This window comes from Sinorhizobium sp. 8-89 (genome assembly GCF_030124325.1).
Lineage (GTDB): Bacteria > Pseudomonadota > Alphaproteobacteria > Rhizobiales > Rhizobiaceae > Sinorhizobium.
The window spans coordinates 316,511-335,231 of record NZ_JASKLR010000004.1 but is presented as its reverse complement, the minus strand read 5'-3'; the positions used below and the strand labels follow the sequence as shown (position 1 = coordinate 335,231).

The window sequence follows — 18,721 nt, the reverse complement described above, 5'->3', positions numbered from 1 at the left end:
ACGCCGATCCGGTGTCGTTTTCCGAGTGCCTAGATCACGGTTATTTGGGTCGAACCGACCCAAATAACCAACGTGATCGATTCTAATAAGGTAGAGCGGGGTGGGTGGAAAACCGCCTAAACTTTCCTCGTCCCGTTCTACAGCGTCGCGCGTCCGATCGGACGCGCTAAGATCGCTGCAGCACTTTGAACTGCTGCATGATTTTGTCCTTAAACCCATTCCGATTTAAGGAATCATGCATTAGGCGGCGTGCCAACGGCGTTCGAAAACGAAGGTGGCGAGATCGTTGGCGTTCATCGGGCGGGCGAAGGCGTAGCCCTGCAGCCCATGGCAGCCGAGCTCCTTGAGGATGCGGGCATGTTCCAGGGTCTCGACGCCCTCGGCGATCACCTCGATGCCAAGCGACGTGCCGATGTCGATGATCGATTCGACGAGCCGCCGCTGCGCCGGCGAGGTGAGGATAGGCAGGATCAGCTGGCGATCGATCTTCAGCCGGCGCGGCGTCAGCTTCGTCAGGCTGAGGATCGAGGCGTAGCCCGTACCGAAATCGTCGATCTCGATCTCGATCCCGAGTTCCTTGATACGCTCGATGTTCGAAAGCACCGTTACGTCGTTTTCGTCGAAGGAGATCGACTCGAGCAGTTCGAAGGAAAAACGCCCTTCCGGTATCCGCATCTGCTTGAGGCGCTCGATCAAGCCGTCGTCGCGCAGCCGCGGATAAGAGAGATTGACCGAGACTTTCGGGATGCGGATGCCGTTCGCTTCCCACCGCCAGATCTGAAACAGCGCCTGTTCGAGAATCTTCTGGTCGATCGCCGCGACCACATTGATATCTTCCGCCGTCTTGAGAAAAGCGTGCGGGCCGAGCAGTCCTTTCGTCGGGTGGTCCCATCGCGCCAGCGCTTCGACGCCGATGACGTCGAGGGATGTCGGGCAGAATTGCGGCTGAAAATATGCGATGAATTCGTTCTGCTCGAGACCGCGAAGAATTTCGTCGGCGGTCTGCTTCGTCTTGAACACCGCCGTCTTCAGCGCGCCGGTGAAGGTTTCGTGCCTGTTGCGTCCGCGGCGCTTGGCCTCGTAAAGTGCAATGTCGGCGTTGACCAGTGTCTGCGAGAGCTCGTCGCTCGACTGGAACTGGGCGGCAATGCCGATGCTGACGCCGATGCGGCATTCCTGATCCTTGTAGCGGATCGGCACGCTCATCGCCTCGATGACACGCGACGCCAGCGCGGTGTCCTCGTCTTGGCCATGGCTCTGCCGGATGATTACGAATTCATCGCCGCCGATGCGGGCGACAAAGTCATCCTCGCGCGCATTCCGGCGCAGGAGTTCCGCCGCGTGCCTCAGGATCTCGTCTCCGGCCGCATGGCCGAGCGTGTCGTTGATCTGCTTGAAGCGATCGAGATCCATATGAAAGATGCTGAGCTTTGCTCGTTCGTCGAAATGCCGGCTGCGGTCGGCGAGGATCTGGTCGAGGAAGCGACGATTCGGCAGACCGGTGAGCGGATCGTGCAGCGCGTTGAATTCCATGCGATGGCGCGCCGCTTCCAGTTCGGCGCTGTGGGCCTCGGCGAGCCGCTTGGCCTCGGAAAGCGTGGCCCTCGTTTCGAAATCGGCCGTTACGTCCCAGTTGACGCCGACGATCTTCCGGCGCCCGTCTGCGCCGGCGTAAGTCGAGCCGATCGCACGGATATGGCGGACCTCGCCGTCAGCGAGGCAAATGCGGAATTCGGAATTGTATGCGCCGCCACTCGCAAGCGCCTCGGAAAACTCTTCCTCGGCACGTGCAAGATCGTCCGGGTGCAGCGTATTCTTCCAGTCGTCGTAGATCTCGCGCATCGATTTCCCGATGCCGTAGAGCTCCTTCATCCGGCTATCCCACAGCAACTTGCCGCTCTCGATATCGAGTTCCCAGATGCCGATCTCGGAGGTGTCGAGCGCGATCTTCAGCCGATGGGAGAGTTCCTGAAGCTGATCCTTGCTTTGTTTCAGGGCGCGAATGTTCCTCTGGCGCTCGGCCATGAGCCGGCCGGTGATGAGCATGGGGACGACGATCATCAACCCGCCGACCGCGATAAGCAGACGGATCTGCCAGGCATTGGCCGGGGTGGTCGGCCAGCCGCCTTTCGGGATTGCGGCGATGCGCCATAAACCGCCGGGCAGGGATACGCTCATCTCTACCGGGGTCCGGCTGAAGATGGCGGGGTCGCCGAAGAAGACCGCACCCTCGCGTCCAAGGCCATCTCGGCCGGCTATCGCTATGTCGATGCCGAGTGTAGGAGAGACGAGACCGCTGTCGCGATAGAGGCGATCGACATCGATTACAGCCGAAACGACACCCCAGAAGCGACTTCCGCCGGTGGCAAGATTGGTCGACACCGGAAACCGGCCGATCAGGCCCTTGCCGCCCTGAACGAGCTCGACTGGTCCTGCCAGGACCATCCTCCCGGTTTCCTTCATGCGCACCACGGCGGCGCGCTGACTTTCATTCTTGCGGTAGTCGAGGCCGATGACCTTTTCGTTGCCGGCGGTCGGGTAGACCATCGACACGACCAGATCCGGAGCCGCGGCAATGTTGCGAAGCTGTGTTCGTTCGGTGAAGATGCTGCGAGCAAGCTCGCTGAAGCGCGGTTGCCGCATCTCCGGTTCGGTGGCGATCGTTCCGATCAGGCCACGGACAAGCTGGACATTGCCGTTGATGCTGGACTCGATCCTCGATCGTATTGGGCTGAGCTCATCGGCCACCAGCGCGCGCACGCGTGCTTCGGAGATGACCTGGTTCTGGTTGTCGGCGAGGAATCCTGCAATCACGACGACAAATGTCGCGATAATTGTCGGAAGATGGCTCGGTGTCAAAACCCGGGAGAATCTGGATTCTCTAAGGTTAACGGCACGTTTATCTGACACAAGATCACCCCAGAACGGCATATGCAGTGAAGAAATCGCGAAATAATTACAAATTCTTCTTAACAATTCTTGCCTTGCACCGACTGATTCTGGCGGACCTTGCGTTTCGCGGTGTCTCGTCGTTCTTCAGCGGGGAGCCTTCGTCTCGATCATTGCCTGCAATGTTTCGAGCCTGTCGGCGTCCCGCGGCAGTTTGTCCGCGCGGAGGCGGGCAATGCGCGGAAAGCGCATCGCAACGCCCGACTTGTGCCGGGTGGAACGGTTCAGGCCCTCGAAAGCGACCTCGACGACGAAGCCGGCATCGGGCTCGGCGCGGACCGCACGCACCGGGCCGAAGCGCTCGACCGTGTTGTCGCGGACGAAGCGGTCGAGAATTTCGAGTTCGGCATCGGTGAAGCCGAAATAGGCCTTGCCGACCGGAACCAAAACTGTTTGCCCGTCGCTCTCCGTCCAGACGCCGAAGGTGAAGTCGGAATAGTAGCTCGATCGTTTGCCGTGGCCGCGCTGCGCGTACATCAGCACGGCGTCGATATTGAAAGGCTCCCGTTTCCATTTGAACCAGGGTCCCTTGGCCCGGCCGGCAACATAAGCGGAGTCCAGCCGCTTCAGCATGACACCTTCGATTACCGGATCCGGCGGGTTCGAGCGAAGCCGGTCCAGTTCGTCCCAGGTCGAGAAGGGGACGAGCGGCGACAGATCGAAATGCTGCGGCGAGGCGGTATCGATCAGGGCACTGAGCGCTCGGCGGCGCGCCTGGAATGGTTCGGCCCGAATGTCGCGTTCGCCCGAAAAAAGGATATCGTATCCGCGGATGAAGGCGGGATAATCCTCGAGCATCTTACGATTGACGGTCTTGCGGTTCAGACGTTGCTGCAGATCCGCGAAGGTGCCCGTTGCCCGGTTGCTGCGGATCGTCCCTCCGACCAGCAGTTCTCCGTCGATGACGCCGGTGAAGTCCGCGGCGTCCAGGATCTCCGGAAAGGCGCCGGAAATCTCGTCGCCGCTGCGTGAGTAGAGCCGTCGCATCCCTCCGATATTCGCCAGTTGAACGCGGATGCCGTCCCATTTCCACTCGGCGGCGAAGTCGGCCGGATCCAGTCCTTTGAGATCACCTTCGCCGACCGGAGTCGCGAGCATGACGGCATGAAAGACCGCCGGCGTTGTCAGGACGGGCATGTCCGCTTCGCCGCTGAGCCAGAGAAAGAGCGGCAGGTAGGGTGGGCTCAGTCCATGCCAGAGCGTTTCTATTTCGGCGACATCCTTGCCGCCCATTTCCGCTAGCGCCTGTTTCGCCAGTCGCGCGGAAACGCCGATTCTCAATCCTCCGGTCACGAGCTTCAGGAACGCGAAACGGCCTGACGTGTCGAGTTGATCCAGCATGTCGCGGACGAGCGAGCGCACCTCGGACCGGCCTGCCATCTGCAGCCGCTCAACGACGTCTCCCAGCGGAACATCCGCTGTGACGCGCTCCTGTGGAGGCTCCCACACCAGCGAAACCGTCTCCGCGAGATCCCCGACGTAGTCATAGGAATAGCGAAACAGCACCTCGTCCATGCGCTCGAGCAAGAGGTCGCGGATCAGTTGGGGCTTGACGGTATTAAGGGTCAGCGTGCCGGCGATCGCGGCAAGCGCATAGCCGCGGCTCGGATCGCCAGCTTCGCGGAAATAATCCGCAAGCAGCCGGATCTTGGCATTTCGCTGCGGCGTGAGAACCAGCCGATCGAGCAGTTCGGCGAAGGCCTTCATGGCTCTCACTCTCCCTCGTCGTCGTATCCGACGAGGTGAAGAGGACGCGCCGGGATGCCCTGCAATTCACACCACCGTACCAGGGCTTCCTCGCGGCCGTGCGTCACCCAGACTTCGGCCGGTGCGATTTCCCTGATCGTCGCGGTCAACTCGGCCCAGTCGCAGTGATCGGATATGACGAGCGGCAGTTCGACGCCGCGTTGCTTGGCACGTTGGCGGATGAGCATCCAGCCGGAGGCGAAGACGGCGAGCGGATCGGCGAAGCGCCGCGCCCAGCGGTCGGCGAAGGCGGACGGGGGGCCGATGATGATGTTGCCGGCGAAATCCTGCCGGCTCTCGCCAGCAAGGGTCGCGTGGCGGATCTCGCCGAGATCGATGCCCTCGTTCTGATAGTACTCGCACAGCTTGGCGAGCGCCCCGTGGATGTGGATGGGCTCGTCGTAACCCTGCTGGCGAAGAAGGGCGATGACCCTTTGCGCCTTGCCGAGCGCATAGGCGCCGACCACGTGAGCGCGCTCGGGAAACTGCCTTAGCGACATCAGCAGCCGGGCGATCTCGGCGCCATCGTCCGGATGATGAAAGACCGGGAGGCCGAAGGTCGCCTCGGTGATGAAGACGTCGCAATGGACGGGCTCGAAGGGCCGGCAGGTTCGATCCGGCCGTCGTTTGTAGTCGCCCGAGACGACGATCCGCGTTCCTTCCGTCTCGACCGCGATCTGCGCCGAACCGAGCACGTGGCCAGCCGGATGAAAACGGACGGTCACGCCATTGACGGCGATCGTCTCGCCGAGCGGAGCGACCTGGCTCGCACCGCAAAAGCCGTCGCCGTAGCGAATACGCATTATGTCCAGCGTTTCGCGCGTTGCCAGCACATGACCGTGGCCTGCGCGGGCGTGATCGGCGTGCCCATGCGTGATGAGCGCCCGTTCGACCGGCTGTATCGGGTCGATGTAGAAGTCGCCGCGTTCGCAGTAGAGGCCCTTGGGGGCGGGATAAAGCAGGTTGTCCGGTCTCATGCAGACTAAGATAGCTGGCAGATGCGCCCCTGCCAGCTATGCGGACAAGATTTTCGCCGCCCGCGTCTACAGCGCCGCGCGTCCAATCGGACGCGCTAAGTTCGCTGTAGCAGTCTGAATTGCCGCATGATTTTGTCCTTAAATCGACTCCGATTTAAGGAATCACGCAGTAAGTCATGCCTTAGCGGTTCAACGACAGCGTGTCGGTGATAAGCTTCAGCACCCCCTCGGCGTCGATGCCGGTGCAGACCTTCTGGCTTGGAAGACCATCCCAGGGGCCCGGCGGAAACAGCCGCGCGTCCGGTTTCTGGATCGTCTGACCGTCGGCGATGCCACCGCAGATGACGCGTACCGATCCGCTGCGGGTACGGAACAGGTCCGGCGCGACGACATAGGCGCAGGCGCAGCTGTCATGGACGATCATGCCGTCGTCGACATGCTGCTCGTAGAAGGTGATGTAGAACTGCGAGATGTCGGACAGGAGCCTTGCAGGCGCGCCGCCACGCTCGGCGATATCGACCAGCATCGCCCGCGTCATTACCGTGCGCGTGGTCACATCGAGACCGATGACGGTCACGGGCCACGGCGCCGTCATCACCGCGTCGGCGGCTTCCGGGTCTCCATGGATATTGGCTTCCGCTGCCGGCGTGATGTTGCCGGGAACGTCGAACGCACCGCCCATGATCACGACGTCCTTGACCAACCCGGCGATGTCAGGATCGTCGCGCAGCGCCAGCGCGAGATTGGTCATGCGCCCGACGGCGATGAGCGTCACCCCGCCCGGATTGGCGCGTACCGTATCTATGATGAACCGATGCGCCGGACGGGGATCGAGCGGCAGGTCGATATTGTCCGGCACGTCGATATTGCCGAGCCCGTCTTCGCCATGAATGCCCGTCGGCCAGCCGACATGGGGGCGACCGTGATCGAAGGTCTCGCCAAGCCCCTTGGCGACCGGTGCCGCGATGTTCCACGCCTGCTTCAGGAAGAGCGCGTTGCGCGTCGTCGTCTCGACCGAGGCATTACCGAAAACGGAGGTGATGCCGATGAGATCGATGTCCGGGTGCCGGTGCAGGAAGAGAAGCGCCATCGCGTCGTCGACGCCCGGGTCCGTATCGAAAATAACCTTGTCCATGTGTTCTTCTTTTCTTTTTTGGAAGTGGGATAGGAATGCCGCTACTGGAAGCGGCGAATACTGAAAGGTGCCAAGTCGATGTTCTCGCCCGTCGTGAGAAGATCGGCGACGTCCATGAGCCATTTCGGTGCGGCGAAGAGCATGTCGGGACGGGCGGGCGGATCGATTTTCAGGTCAGCCAGACTGCCGGCGTTGCCGACCGAGGCAGGCAGGCCGCTGATATCTTTCTCGAAAACGGTCGTCTCGTGACACTCGGCGATGAGATGAGCCGCCGACGCACAACCGATGATGCCTGATCCAACTATCCCGATACTCGCCATGATACGCCGGTTCCCTCAGACGAAGAATTTGCGGCATCCCTTTTAGTTAAGCCCGGCGCGAGAGCAAGACCCGCACGCGAACAGACGCCATGAACGGCTATTTCCGGGGGATCAGTAGGAGTTCCGCGCGAGTTCCTGCAGCCAACGCAGCGAGGAAACGTACGATCCGGATCACCGCATTCTTCTTATCCCGCTGAACGGACTTAAACTTTCCGAAAGGTCGTTGACCTATCGTCGTAACGGCCTGCGGGCTTTGCAATTTTGACGACGACAGCGGAGCCGCAGGTGAAGGCTATTTTCAGCAGATTGCGTCCTTCCAAGAAGCTGGTGGTCATCCTGTCCGCCGCGCTCAGTGTTTCCGCAGCGTCCGGCGGCGCCGCCGTCTATGTTGGTCGCGACAGGCTCATGGCCCGTCTTTCCGAGCCGTCCCCGTCGGGACTCGAATGCACGACAATCCGAACACTGAAGCTCGATCACCAAGGCCAACGCTGGGTGCGGATGCATGTAAAGACCGACAGAGCGAGCGGACCGGACCGCATCAGGACGGCGCTGCGTGTGGTCGGCGCTCTGTCGCACAAGGAGAAGGCCGATCTCTATCAGGTCGTCGTGCTCGACGCAGCGGGACCGGAGGAACGCGCCGCCGTGCGGGGCGCAGCCATCGGCGCCGAGGTGCTTTTTGCCCCCGGTCCTCAGAGCGTCAAGGGAATGGCGGAGCCGTTTCGGGCCTCCTACAACGACGGGACCGCGAACGCCGCCGGCATGTTCCACGGGAAGACCGTTCGGCTTGAGCTTGACGCGGTGCGCGCCCTGATGAGCGCCATGGAGGATCGTTCGCTTTGCATCGTTCCGTTCGCGGCAGCGACGGAGGGCGCGGGGGCGGACGAAGCCGCTGACCAAACCGTCGAGAGCGCCAAGGCGCCCGCCGGCCATTAAGACAATCCGTCGCAACAAAAGCAAAAAGCCCGGCGGGTGAAAGGCGGGCTTTTATGCATGGCTATGTTTGTCCGCGCGGGCCTAGTCGGCCTTGTGGCGTCGGGCCGGGAACAAAATCACGTCGCGGATCGACGGCGCGTTGGTGAGCAGCATGATCAGCCGGTCGACGCCGATGCCGAGGCCACCGGCCGGCGGCATGCCCTGGTCGATTGCATCGAGGAATTCGTCATCGAGCTGCTTTGCCTGCTCGCCTCGCGCATGCGCCTGCTCAAGCTGCTCGACCATGCGGGCGCGCTGCTCTTCCGGATCGTTGAGTTCCGAGAAGGCGTTGCCGAGTTCCCAGGTGTTGCAATAGGTCTCGAAACGCTCGACGAGGCGCGGCTCGCCCGGCACTTCCTTGGCGAAGGGCGAGATGTCCTTCGGGAAATGCGTGACGTGGGCCGGCTGGATCAGCATCGGTTCCACCTTCTCCTCGAAGACGAAGGCAAGGCATTCGCCCCAGGTCCAGTCCTTCTCGACCTCGAAGCCGGCTGCCTCGGTTGCGGCACGCGCCTCCTCGTCGGTCTTCATCGCGAGGAAGTCGATGCCGGTCGCTTCCTTGACGGCGTCCGGCATGGGCACGCGGCGGAACGGCCCCTTGAAGGAGATCTCCTTGTCTCCGTAGGTGAATTCCGTCTTGCCGTGGACCAGGAGCGCCAGTTCGGCGAACATCCGCTCGACGAGGTCCATCACGTCCTCGTAGTCGGCGTAAGCCCAGTAGCACTCCATCATCGTGAATTCCGGATTGTGCCGGGTGGAGACGCCTTCGTTGCGGAAGTTGCGGTTGATCTCGAAGACCTTGTCGGTAAGCCCCGAGACCAGCGTGCGCTTCAGGTACAGTTCCGGCGCGATGCGCAGGAACATGTCGAGCTTCAGTGTGTTGTGATGCGTCTTGAAGGGCTCGGCGGTTGCGCCGCCATAGACCGAATGCAGCATCGGCGTCTCGACTTCCATGAAGCCGTCATTCTCCATGAAGCGGCGGATTCCGGATACGATCCGGCTGCGCTGCTGGAAGCGGAGCTTCGACTCCTCGTTGGTCATGATGTCGAGATGGCGCTTGCGGTAGCGCAGCTCGATGTCCGAAAGCCCATGCCACTTCTCCGGCATCGGTAGAAGCGACTTGGTGAGCATGGTGATCGCTTGCGCATTGATCGTGAGCTCGCCGCGCTTGGTGCGGCGGACGATGCCCGTGACGCCGATGATGTCGCCGATATCGATCATCGGCAGCAGCGCCCGCGCCTCTTCCGGGGTCGTATCCTTGTGCGAGAAAATCTGGATCTTGCCGGAGGCGTCGTGGATATCCATGAACATGCCGGAATTGCGCGAGGAAAAGACGCGGCCGGCGACGGTCACGACGTCCTGCGTTTCGGTGTCCGGCGCCAGGTTTTCATATTTTGCCGCGAGTTCCGCATTGGTCATCGTCCGGTGGAAATGCGCCGGATAGACGTCGCCGATCTGCTCGCGCAGGAGCTTCAGCTTCTGTGCGCGCACTTCCGTAGCGTCGGAGGAAAGGCTGGCCATCGCTGTCTTCTCGTTCATGGTGCTGTCCTTACTTTCCGCTGCCCGCCATCGAGGCGACGACCTGTGCCGCGACCTTCAGGCGCTGGCGGACGACCGCGCGGCCGAGGAGTTCCATCGAATCGAACAGCGGCAGCGAGCGCTGCGAGCCCGACACGGCGACGAAGAGCGGCGCGACGATGGCTTTCAGCTTCTTGCCCATACGCTCGGCGATCGCCCGCAGTTCCGCTTCGATCGATTCCTTGTTCCATTCGAGGATTTTTTCAAGATCCGGCTGGACGGTATTGAGGATCTCGAGCAGTTCCTCGGGCGAGGCTTTCACGCCGGCAAAGGCCGCCGGCTGCAGGCCGAGATCCGACTTGAACAGGAAGGCGGCGAGGTCCGGTAGTTCGCCAAGCTTCGAGATCCGCGACTGCGCGAGCTTCAGGCCTTCCTTGAGGCGATCATTTTCGGCCGCCCAGACAAAGACGCGTGCGGCGAAGTCTTCTTCTGAAAGCTTCTCGCGGATCCAACGCGCGTTCAGCCAGTCGAGTTTCTGGATGTCGAAGATCGCGCCGGCCTTCGAGAGGTTTTCCGGATCGAACTTTTCCGCCAGTTCTTCGACCGTCAGCAGCTCCTCGCCTTCGGCGATCTGGATGAAGAACAGGCCGAGGAAGTTCATCAGCGCTTCCGGCAGGTAGCCGAGCGCGGTGTAATAGGAGATGGAGGTCGGATTCTTTCGTTTCGACAGCTTCGACTTGTCGGCATTGCGCATCAGCGACAGGTGCATGAACTTCGGCGGCTCGAGGCCGAGATACTGGTAGATTAGGATGTGCTTCGGCACGGAAGCCAGCCACTCCTCGCCGCGTGCGACATGGGTGATCTTCATCAGATGGTCGTCGACGACATTGGCCATGTGGTAGGTCGGCATGCCGTCGGCCTTCAAGAGTACCTGCATGTCGACCGCGTCCCAGGGAATCTCGACGTCGCCGTAGACGCCGTCATGAAACTTGCAAGTGCCTTCCGTTGGGATCTTCATGCGCACGACGTGCGGTTCGCTGGCGGCAACGCGCGACGTCACTTCCTCGGCCGAGAGGCTAAGGCAGAGCCCATCGTATTTCGGCGGCTTGCCGGCGGCGCGCTGCGCCTCGCGCATCTGCTCCAGCCGCTCGGGCGTGCAGAAACAGCGGAAGCCGTGGCCGTTCTCGACGATCTTCTCCACGTAGGGCTTGTAGATGTCCTTACGGTCGCTCTGGCGATAGGGGCCGTAGGGGCCGCCGATATCGGGGCCTTCGGACCATTTCAGCCCACACCATTTCAGCGCATCGAGCACCTTCTGTTCGAACTCCGGCGTCGAGCGCGTCGCATCGGTATCCTCGATGCGCAGAATGAACTCGCCGCCGTGTTTCTTCGCGAAGAGGTAGTTGAACAGCGCGATATAGGCTGTGCCGACATGCGGTTCGCCGGTGGGTGAGGGTGCAATGCGCACCCGGACTGCTGAATCTGCCATGGTCTTTGCCCGTTTCGACGTGCTTCTGGCGCCTTGCCGGGGTGAATTTCCAGCTTGTGGGCGCGCATTTTATGGGAAGGAAAGGCCCACAAGGGTGCCGCACCAGCGGTATCGGCGGGCAATTCCAGTCGGCTGGCGTGAGACCATAGAAAGCCCCGTATGTCAACGGAAAGTGGATAGGCCTTTTCCTGTTGGCCATCGCGGTGAGGCGGGCCGGAGGCGACAAGTGCACGGCGGGCAAGCCCTCATCCGATCCGGTAACGCCGGCTCGGCATGTGGCGACGATTTATTGGAACGTTCGCGGGCGTCACGCGTTTATCAGGTCGAGGACGCGGACCGTGTCAACCGGACGCGACGGAAGTGGAGAACACGGGAATTTTTCCGGTTTCCTCCCGTGACCAACGAAAGCGGTAGTCGAACTCCCAACCCGTCCGGTTCGTATCCTCACTTAATCTCCCGCAGTAAAGAGGCCTGCATTCGGGCGAATGCAGGCCTTCTTGTTTGTGTCGTCGGTCGTGATCCCGCTGCGTACTAGTGCAGCTTTCCCGCCGCCCGCTGTTTTCTCAGGCGGGCGTTGCGGGCGATCATGTTCAGCGCCTCGACGAGGGCCGAGAACGCCATCGCGGCGTAGACGTAGCCCTTGGGCACATGGAAGCCCATGCCTTCGGCAATCAGCGTCGTGCCGATCATCAGCAGGAAGGCAAGCGCCAGCATCACGATCGTCGGGTTCTTTTCGATGAAGTTGGCGAGCGGCGTCGCCGCGAAAAGCATGACAGTAACGGCAACGACCACGGCCACGACCATGATCGGCAGATGCGGGGTCATGCCGACGGCGGTGATGATGCTGTCGACCGAGAAGACGAGGTCGAGCAGCAGGATTTGCCCGATCGCGGCGGCAAAGCTGTTGATCGCCGACGTCGCGATGAAGTCCTCGTCGTGATCGCTCGGATCGACATTGTGGTGGATCTCCTTGGTGGCCTTCCAGACAAGGAAGAGACCGCCGGCGATCAGAATCATGTCCTTCCAGGAGAAGGCGTGGCCGAGGGCCTCGAAGACCGGTTCGGTCAGTTGCACGATCCAGGCGACGGTGCCGAGCAATGCCAGCCGCATGATCAACGCAAGGCCGATACCGATGCGGCGGGCGCTGACGCGGCTGTCGGCAGGGAGCTTGTTCGTGAGAATTGAAATGAAGATCAGGTTGTCGATGCCGAGCACGACCTCCATCACGATAAGGGTAATCAGGGCAACCCAGGCGGCGGGGTCCTGTGCAAGCGTCATTATTTCCTGCATCGGCGATCTTTCCTTTCTCGGTGGCGCGTCGTCGCGCAAGATTCGCCGCAGTATTTAAGGATACTTCCTGACGTGGCAAGCGCCCCCGCGTTTTTCGCGGTGGCGTTGTCCTACAGCGCCGCGCGTCTTATCGGACGCGCGAAGGACGCTGTAGCAGTTTGAATTGCTGCATGTTTTTATCCTCAAATCGGCTCCAATTTAAGGAAACATGCAGTAGTCACGCTTTCAACGGCACCCAGATTTCGACCGCGCCCATGCCGGAGTGCGGGTCGAAACGCTCGTCGTAACGCTCGAGCAGGTCCGGTGTTTCGCCGTGCTCGTAACCGGATTCAGGAAACCACGTTCCGAAAACATAGTGAGCGGTCGCCGCTATACCGGAAACATGGCCGCGATGAACAAAGACGGCGTAACGCTGCTTCGGTAGTTTCAGCGTCGAGAAACCCGCGGGCAGCGCGTCGGCGTCCTCGACTTCGGCGGCTGCCATGTAACGGAACCTGCCGGCTTCGCCATCGGCCTGGGTGCAGACGCCGTAGGCGATATTGCCGCGTTGGCCCGGAATATTGCCGAAATAGGTGTTGAAGCGCTGCCACAGCGAGGGAATGCCCTCGGTGCGGTTGTAGGCATAAATTTCGGCCAGACCGGCGAGCAGGAGTGCGGGGCTCTCCACGAACCGCGGCGGGTCGATCTTCAAAGTGCGTGTATCATCCATTCTGATTGGCTCCATCAGCATGACGTTGCGGACATGCCCCTGCTTGCGAACGGATTCCGGCGTCACGCCGAATTGCTCGCGAAAGGCACGCGTGAAGGCTTCATGCGAGCCGTAGCCCGCATCAAGGGCCACTTCGAGAATGTTCGACGTGCCGTTGGCGAGGGTGAGCGCAGCCCCGCTCAGGCGGCGCCCGCGGATATAGGCGCTGATCGACCGGCCGGTTGCAAGACCGAAGACGCGGGACAGGTGGTAGCGCGACAGGCCGGCAGCCTCGGCGATATCCTCCAGCGATATGTCCTCAGCGAAATGACTCTCGATGAACCAGATCGCCCTGCCGATGGTACTCATGTTCACTCCCTTAGCAGACAAGCAAGGTCTTACGGCCTCGTCAAAGGGCGCATTTGATCGTCGTTGCTGGATTTGCCAGAGAATGGTACTGCGCGAAGTGAAGGCAAGGGCCGTGACTTCAGCCGGCGTTGGATTTCCGGCCGTAGGCGGCCAGGAAGACGCGGATGGCCGATTCCACGTTCTTTTCGATGCGATCGGCCGGGGGGGCGTCGCACATGCCGAAAAGGCGGCCCTTGAAAAAACCGGCCATGGAAAGCTCGATGAACTGTTTCGCTGCGAGTTCCGTATCGTCGATCGAGAGTTCGCCTGCCGCCACCTGCCGGTCGAGATAGGCCTTCAGCACCGTGTAGCCGTTTTCCGGCGTTGCAGTGAAAAAGCGCTGCGCCAGCTGCGGCATCCGATCGATCACGCCAAGCACGGTCCGCATTGCTCGGATCGTGTAGTCGGACGTTATGCTGGTAACGAGGGTCACGGCGAAATCGTGAAGTGCTTCCTCGATCGGCTCGATGTCGTTCAGCGATTGCTTGATGCTGCTGACGATGCGGTTGCGCTCGCGCGCGATCAGGGCTTCGAACAAGTCTTCCTTGTTCTCGAAATAGACGTAAAGCGTGCCCTTCGAAACGCCCGCCTCGCGCGTGATGTCGTTCATGCTGGCAGCGTCGAAGTTGCTCCTCATGAAAACGCGTTTGGCGCCTTCGAGGATTTGCTCGCGTTTGACCGGATCCTCGCCGGCGGCGTGCCGCCCACCGCTCGAAGGGTGCTGTTGCTTATCCTGCAGGGAGTTTTCCTGCGGTGCGCTTTTCGCTGACGTCATGGCTGCCGGACGTTCCATTCCTTACATCTTACATCGTAACGACTTTGGATGAAGTGTACCCAAAATCACTAACGCGGACGATTGCAAATAAGGCAAGGGCCGCGGAGAGGACCCCCATACATTTCCTCGGGGAATCGAACCGCCTGGTTCGATTGCCTCTTGATATGCGGTTCAAAAGGCGTTATGTCAAGCTCAGTCGAACCGAACGGTTCAGTTCAATTCCAATCAAAAATCGGTGTCTCATGTCCGCTCCCAGCACCTCCAGCGCTGTCCGTGTCCGTCCCGTCGGCGACGATTTCGAAGTCGTGGATGCTCCGAGGACCGAGGTCACAGCACCTACGAGCGAGGCCCCGTCGGTCGCGGAGCACACCGCGGCCAATGTATCGGCACCCCGGAAAAAGCGTAGTCCCGTGCTCCCGATGATCGGGCTTGTACTGCTCGCCGCCGCTGGCTGGTACGGCTACGACTGGTGGACCAACGGGCGTTTCATGATCTCGACCGATGACGCCTATATCGAGGGCGACATCGCGACCATCTCGCCGAAGGTGTCCGGCTATGTCGCCAGGGTCAACGTCGTCGCCAACCAGCATGTGAAAGCGGGCGAGCCGCTCGTCACGCTCGACGACGGCGACTATCGCATCGCCGCGGAGCACGCCGAGGCGCAGATCGCGACGCAGAAGCTGGCGCTCAGCCGCTTCGATGCGCAGATCGCCGGGGCAAAGGCGAGTCTCAGCCAGGCCGAAGCGCAGAAGAAAGCCCTCGAGGCGACGGTCCGCGGCGCCGAGCTGACGCAGAAGCGCGCCAGCGACCTCCAGTCCAAGGCCGTCGGAACGGTCGCCTCGCGCGACAACGCCGATGTCGCGCTCGACCAGGCGCGCGCGAACCTCGTCGGTGCCGAGGCCAATATCGCCGCGGCCAAGGCGAATATCACCGTGCTCGAGGCGCAGCGCAGCGAGGCGGAAAGTACGATCCGTTCGCTGGAGCTTGCCCGCGACAAAGCCAATCGCGACCTCGGCTTCACCGTGCTCAAGGCCCCCTATGATGGTGTGATCGGCAATGTCGCGGTTCAGGTCGGCGATCTCGTTTCGGCCGGCCAACGCCTCGCTGCCCTCGTTCCTGTGGATCAACTCTATATCGATGCCAATTTCAAGGAAACGCAGATCGCGCATCTGGTGCCCGGATCCAAGGTCCAGATCCACGTCGACGCCTATGACGACCATCCGATCGAGGGCACCGTCGCGTCGATCTCGCCGGCGTCCGGCTCGGTCTTCTCGCTGCTGCCGGCGGAAAACGCTACCGGCAACTTCACCAAGGTCATCCAGCGTGTCCCGGTGCGCATCAAGCTCCCGGCGGACGCGCTTGCGGAAGGGCACTTGCGTGCGGGCTTGAGCGTCGTAGTCGATGTCGATACGCGCACGGCGCCAAGCCAGTCGAAGGTCGCGGCGGCGCAGTAAGCGCAGGCAACTCAAGGCGTTAACGTGATCTTTGCGCGTCCGATCGGACGCGCGGCGCTGCAGAGTCGGATGAGGAAAAACGTGAGCGGTCTTCCGCCCGCATCCCGCTCACCCACCCAATAGAATCGAGGAGTGGCAGAAATGGCCGCAACGGCAACGGCGGGCTCGGTCGCGGCAAGCGCGCCCATAGCCGAGGAGCATATGGACCCGAGACGGCTGATCGCGTTCTTCGCGATGGTCGTCGGCATGTTCATGGCGATCCTCGACATTCAGATCGTGTCGGCCTCGCTCGCCGAAATCCAGGCAGGCCTTTCGGCTGGATCGGACGAGATCGGCTGGGTGCAGACCTCCTATCTGATCGCCGAAGTCATCATGATCCCACTGTCGGGCACGCTTGCCCGCATCGTCTCGACGCGGGTGCTGTTTTCCGTTGCCGCCGCCGGCTTCACGGCTTCCAGCGCACTCGCCGCGACCGCCACCAATATCGACCAGATGATCATCTATCGAGCGATCCAGGGCTTCATCGGCGGTGGCATGATCCCATCGGTCTTCGCCGCCGCCTTCACGATCTTCCCGCCGTCGAAGCGCAATATCGTCTCGCCGATCATCGGCCTGATCGCAACGCTCGCGCCGACCATCGGTCCGACGGTCGGCGGCTATCTGAGCCACGCCTTCTCCTGGCACTGGCTGTTTCTCGTCAACGTCATTCCCGGCATCATCGTCGCGACGCTGACCTGGACCTTCATCGATTTCGACAAGCCCGAACTGGGGCTGATGAAGAAGTTCGACTGGTGGGGGCTGGCCTCCATGGCGATCTTCCTCGGTTCGCTCGAATATGTGCTGGAGGAGGGCAACGCCAACGACTGGTTCAATGACGATCACATCGTCCTCGGCGCTGTCGCCACCGCGCTTGCGGCCATCGTCTTTTTCTATCGCGCCTTTAAGGTCGAGTTCCCGGTGGTCGATCTGAAGGCCTTCGCCAATCGTAACTTCGCCTTCGGTTCGCTCTTTTCCTTCGTCATGGGCATCGGTCTTTACGGCCTCACCTATCTCTATCCGCTCTACCTCGGGCGCATCCGGGGCTACGATTCTCTGATGATCGGCGAGACGATGTTCGTCTCCGGCCTCGCCATGTTCGTTACCGCGCCGATCGCCGGTGTCCTCGCCAGCCGGCTGGACCCACGGGTGATGATGACGATCGGCTTCGCCGGCTTTGCGGCCGGAACGTGGACGATGAGCCAATTGACCGCCGACTGGGATTTCTGGGAACTGCTCGTGCCGCAAATCCTGCGCGGCTGCTCGCTGATGCTCTGCATGGTGCCGATCAACAACATCGCGCTTGGCACGCTGCCACCCGCCCGCATCCGCAATGCCTCCGGCCTCTACAATCTGACGCGCAATCTCGGCGGCGCCGTCGGCCTCGCTGTCATCAACACGATCCTGACGCAGCGCCAGGATTTCCACTACGCCCGGCTCGCGGAGCACGTCCAATGGGGTAACCCGGAGGCGGTCGAGCGGCTCCGGAACATGGCTGCGAACTTCACCGCGCACGGCCTCGACGGTACGACCATCGCGATCAAGCAGATGGCCGCGATGGTTCAGCAGCAAGCGGTGATCCTGTCCTTCATCGATGTGTTCCTGATCCTGACGGTCCTTTTCCTGTCACTGATCATCGGCGTCATGATGATCAGCAAGCCGCAGGGTGCCGGCGCAGGGGGCAGCGGCCACTGAAGCGCCTGACAGACAAGCGCTTTTAGCCCCTCATCCCGCTACTGCGACCTTCTCCCCGCTCGCGGGGAGAAGGGGCAAGCGGCATCTTTGCGGGGAGAGGGCTGGGTGAGGGGCATACCCCCAACTGTGTCCTTTCCTCTTGAGCAGAGAAATCACTTCCATCCACAGTCATCGACATTTTTGATTTACGTACATCAAAAATTGCTCTAAGGGGTTCCCCGGGAGGAAGGGATGCGACCAACGGTTCACGATGTCGCTGCGAAAGCGGGCGTCAGCCTGGCGACTGTCGACCGGGTTCTCAACAATCGCCCCGGTGTCAGGAGCGTCACGCGTGACAGGGTCGAACGCGCGATTGCCACGCTCGGCTATGTGCGCGACGTCGCCGCCGCAAACCTCGCCAAGGGTCGCAACTACCCCTTCGTATTCATCCTGCCGGAGGGCGATAATTCGTTCATGCGCGGGCTCGAGGGCGAAGTGCGTGCCGCAATGGCGCGTTCCGCTTCGGAGCGAACGCAGATCACCCTTCTTCCCGTTCCGGCCTTTGACGCACAGGTCCTCGTGCAGGCGCTGTCGGAGGCGCATGAGAGCCGGCCGGCCGGGGTGGCGGTCGTCGCCGTCGACGCCCCCGAAGTGGCCGAAGCGGTGAAGCGGCTTCGGGACGACGGCATCGCGGTTGTAACGCTCGTGTCGGACCTGCCGGGATCGGGACGCGACCATTTTGCCGGTGTCGACAACATCGCGGCTGGACGCACGGCTGGTACCTTGATGGGCCGCTTTACCGGTGGCCGCGACGGTTCGGTCGCGGTGCTGGCCGGGTCGATGCTGGTGCGCGACCACCGCGACCGGCTGGAGGGTTTTAGCGCCGTCATGGCCGAGGAATTTCCGGCGCGCCGGCTCCTTCCGGTGATCGAAGGGCAGGACGATCCGGTCCTCGTCGAAAAGCTCGTGCGCGCGCTGGTCGAGCGTGAGCCGGATCTGGCGGGCATCTATAGCCTCGGCGCCGGCAATCGCGGTCTCGTCGCCGCGCTCGAGAAGACCGGCAACAGCAAGACGATCTGCACCATCGCGCACGAGCTGACGCCGCACAGCCGCGCCGCGCTACGATCCGGCACGATCGACGCGGTGCTCAACCAGGATGCCGGGCACGAGGTGAGAAGCGCGATCCGCGTTCTGAAGGCCAAGGCGGATGGGCTCGCCGTGATCGAGGCGCAGGAACGCATCCGCATCGACATTTTCCTAAAGGACAACCTGCCGATCGAGCAGGCATAG

The 18,721-nt window shown here is 61.8% G+C and carries 14 protein-coding genes; 4 read left to right on the top strand and 10 right to left on the bottom strand.

Going from position 1 to position 18,721, the window contains the following annotated elements; genetic code table 11:
- Nucleotides 1–240: 240 nt before the first annotated feature.
- From QN219_RS11620 to QN219_RS11600, 5 genes are all read right to left on the bottom strand, one after another.
- Complete coding sequence (locus QN219_RS11620) at nt 241–2,931, bottom strand: EAL domain-containing protein (protein ID WP_283999811.1); 2,691 nt, start codon at nt 2,929–2,931, stop codon at nt 241–243.
- Between the two features lie 105 nt (nt 2,932–3,036).
- The gene (locus QN219_RS11615) at nt 3,037–4,656 is read right to left on the bottom strand and encodes a cisplatin damage response ATP-dependent DNA ligase (RefSeq protein WP_283999810.1); all 1,620 of its coding nucleotides are present in this window, start codon (nt 4,654–4,656) and stop codon (nt 3,037–3,039) included.
- Nucleotides 4,657–4,661: 5 nt separating this feature from the next.
- On the bottom strand, nt 4,662–5,672 hold the full coding sequence (locus QN219_RS11610; RefSeq protein ID WP_283999809.1) for a ligase-associated DNA damage response exonuclease: 1,011 nt from the start codon (nt 5,670–5,672) through the stop codon (nt 4,662–4,664).
- 181 nt (nt 5,673–5,853) lie between these two features.
- Nucleotides 5,854–6,807, bottom strand: coding sequence for a nucleoside hydrolase (locus QN219_RS11605; protein ID WP_283999808.1), 954 nt, complete (start codon nt 6,805–6,807; stop codon nt 5,854–5,856).
- 41 nt (nt 6,808–6,848) lie between these two features.
- Nucleotides 6,849–7,127 carry an FAD-dependent oxidoreductase gene (locus QN219_RS11600; RefSeq protein ID WP_283999807.1) on the bottom strand — a complete coding sequence of 93 codons (279 nt, stop codon included), beginning with the start codon at nt 7,125–7,127 and terminating at the stop codon, nt 6,849–6,851.
- Between the two features lie 285 nt (nt 7,128–7,412).
- Here QN219_RS11600 and QN219_RS11595 point away from each other — a divergent pair, with 285 nt between their 5' ends.
- On the top strand, nt 7,413–8,060 hold the full coding sequence (locus QN219_RS11595) for a hypothetical protein (RefSeq protein WP_283999806.1): 648 nt from the start codon (nt 7,413–7,415) through the stop codon (nt 8,058–8,060).
- Nucleotides 8,061–8,141: 81 nt separating this feature from the next.
- On the opposite strand, the gene lysS is transcribed toward QN219_RS11595, so the two are convergent.
- From lysS to QN219_RS11570, 5 genes are all read right to left on the bottom strand, one after another.
- Entirely contained in the window at nt 8,142–9,638 is a 1,497-nt protein-coding gene (gene lysS, locus QN219_RS11590; protein ID WP_283999805.1) for a lysine--tRNA ligase, read from the bottom strand.
- A gap of 10 nt (nt 9,639–9,648) precedes the next feature.
- A complete protein-coding gene (gene gltX / locus QN219_RS11585) occupies nt 9,649–11,106 on the bottom strand; it encodes a glutamate--tRNA ligase (RefSeq protein WP_283999804.1) in 1,458 nt (485 codons plus the stop codon).
- A gap of 531 nt (nt 11,107–11,637) precedes the next feature.
- A complete protein-coding gene (locus QN219_RS11580) occupies nt 11,638–12,396 on the bottom strand; it encodes a TerC family protein (protein ID WP_283999803.1) in 759 nt (252 codons plus the stop codon).
- Between the two features lie 217 nt (nt 12,397–12,613).
- Entirely contained in the window at nt 12,614–13,453 is an 840-nt protein-coding gene (locus QN219_RS11575) for an AraC family transcriptional regulator (protein WP_283999802.1), read from the bottom strand.
- A 118-nt stretch (nt 13,454–13,571) separates the two neighbouring features.
- Nucleotides 13,572–14,267, bottom strand: coding sequence for a TetR/AcrR family transcriptional regulator (locus tag QN219_RS11570; protein ID WP_283999955.1), 696 nt, complete (start codon nt 14,265–14,267; stop codon nt 13,572–13,574).
- A gap of 242 nt (nt 14,268–14,509) precedes the next feature.
- Here QN219_RS11570 and QN219_RS11565 point away from each other — a divergent pair, with 242 nt between their 5' ends.
- The 3 genes from QN219_RS11565 (at nt 14,510) to QN219_RS11555 (ending at nt 18,721) form a co-directional block, all read left to right on the top strand.
- Nucleotides 14,510–15,721 (top strand): HlyD family secretion protein, encoded by a 1,212-nt coding sequence (locus QN219_RS11565; protein WP_283999801.1) that lies wholly within the window; start codon nt 14,510–14,512, stop codon nt 15,719–15,721.
- 141 nt (nt 15,722–15,862) lie between these two features.
- Complete coding sequence (locus QN219_RS11560; RefSeq protein WP_283999800.1) at nt 15,863–17,452, top strand: DHA2 family efflux MFS transporter permease subunit; 1,590 nt, start codon at nt 15,863–15,865, stop codon at nt 17,450–17,452.
- 231 nt (nt 17,453–17,683) lie between these two features.
- The gene (locus QN219_RS11555) at nt 17,684–18,721 is read left to right on the top strand and encodes a LacI family DNA-binding transcriptional regulator (protein ID WP_283999799.1); all 1,038 of its coding nucleotides are present in this window, start codon (nt 17,684–17,686) and stop codon (nt 18,719–18,721) included.